General features: G+C 75.4%; 1 protein-coding gene and 1 pseudogene. Both read left to right on the top strand.

The features are described 5' to 3' along the window. A pseudogene (locus ACXJKL_RS20585) lies at positions 1-272 on the top strand (thymidine phosphorylase); the annotation flags it as partial. 107 nt (positions 273-379) lie between these two features. Continuing rightward, positions 380-1,564 (top strand): hypothetical protein, encoded by a 1,185-nt coding sequence (locus ACXJKL_RS20580; protein WP_457208855.1) that lies wholly within the window; start codon positions 380-382, stop codon positions 1,562-1,564. The last annotated feature ends 96 nt before the right edge of the window (positions 1,565-1,660 follow it).

Below are 1,660 nucleotides of genomic sequence, written 5' to 3'. Positions count from 1 at the left end.
TCGCCGAGCTGGACGCCTACGCCGTCGGCATCGCGGCCTGGCGCCTCGGGGCCGGCCGCGCGCGCAAGGAGGACCCGGTGCAGGCCGGGGCCGGCGTGGTCTGGCACGCGCGTCCCGGCGACCGGGTCACCGAGGGCCAGCCGCTGCTCACCCTGCTCACCGACGAGCCCGAGCGCTTCGACCGCGCCCTGGCCTCGCTCGAGGGCGGCTACGACGTCGCCGACGACGCGTCGTACACCCCGCGGGACCTGGTGCTGGACCGCATCGGCTGAGCCGGTCCCGGCGCATCCCCAACTCTGTGGATGCGCGGTCGGTTCTTTACCTTCGCGGGACGGACGCGGCTAGCGTCCACGGATCTCGTGGGAGGTGATCCGGACGCATGGACACCCAGCTGAAACGCGTCCGCGGGCGCCTTGCCGGGCCGCTCGGACTGGTCCTGCTGCTCGTGCTCGTCCAGGTGCTCGTCGGAGCCACGGCCCTGGTGCTGTGGTCGCGGACGGACGACGTCGCGGTGTCCAGCAGCGAGTGCGGTCGCTATCGCACCGTGGAGGTCGCGGTCGCCCCCGCGATGTTCGGGGTCGTGTCCAGGGCCGCGGTGACCGTCGCTCCCGTGTGCACCCGCGTGGAGCCGACCCTGCGGGAGGGCAGCCAGGTCGCGCTCGGCGTCTCGACGGGACAGCCGCTGCCCGACGTCTGGATCAGTGACGCGCACTTCTGGATGTCCCCGACCTACCTGGGCCGGGACTCGGGCCTGAGGCTGGTGTCGCCGAGCCTGGCGCGCACACCGGTCCTGCTCGTGGGCGGTCAGGAGGGTCGGCGCTTCCCCTCGTGGGGGGAGGCGGAGGCGTCCGGCCTCGTCAGTGTCCCGGACCCGTCCGGCTCCTCGGTGGGCTCGCTGGCCGTCRTCGCCCCGCAGACCGAGGCGGTGACGCTGGGACTCGACCCGGCGCTGGCCCGCCAGCGTGTCGTCCCGTTCGCCCAGTCGTACGGCGAGCGGCACTCGCGCGGTCTCGATGCCGACGTCGCTCCGGCCTCCGTCGAGGCGACCTCCCGCCGGCTGGTCGTGGCCACCGAGCAGCAGCTGGTCGCGGCAGCCACCGATGCGACGTACCTGCGCGACCTCACTCCCGCGGCCGGCGCGCCCGTCCTGGACTTCCCCCTCGCCGTGCGGAGCGACGCGCCTCCCGGCTCGCGGGTCGTGGCCCGCGGGCTGGCGCGCTACTTCACCAGCGACGTGGGGGTGGCCGCCCTGCGCGAGGCCGGCCTCCGGGAGCCGGGCGCCCCACCCGGGGCAGGCCTGGGGGCGCAGGTCGCCTCCTACCTCCCGGCGCCGCGGCCCCGCACGGTGGCCGAGACGGTGCAGTCGTGGCGCACGCTGAGCGTCCCCTCCTCGATCCTCGCCGTCGTGGACGCGTCGGGCTCGATGGACTTCGCCACCGCGGGCGGGACCCGCATGCAGGTCCTCGCCGATGCCGCCGGGATCGGCCTGTCGTTCCTGCCCGACCACGCCCGGGTCGGGTTGTGGATCTTCTCCATCGACAAGGGCGGGCCGGGCCGGGACTGAAGGGTGCTCGAGCCCGTCCGCCGCCTGGACCGGCTCGAGCGCGGGCGCACCCAGCGCGCCGCCCTGCGGGCGCAGGCCGAGGGGCTGTCCGGGCTC

This window comes from Nocardioides sp. P5_C9_2 (genome assembly GCF_054049555.1).
This window is presented reverse-complemented; position numbering and strand designations above follow the sequence as displayed.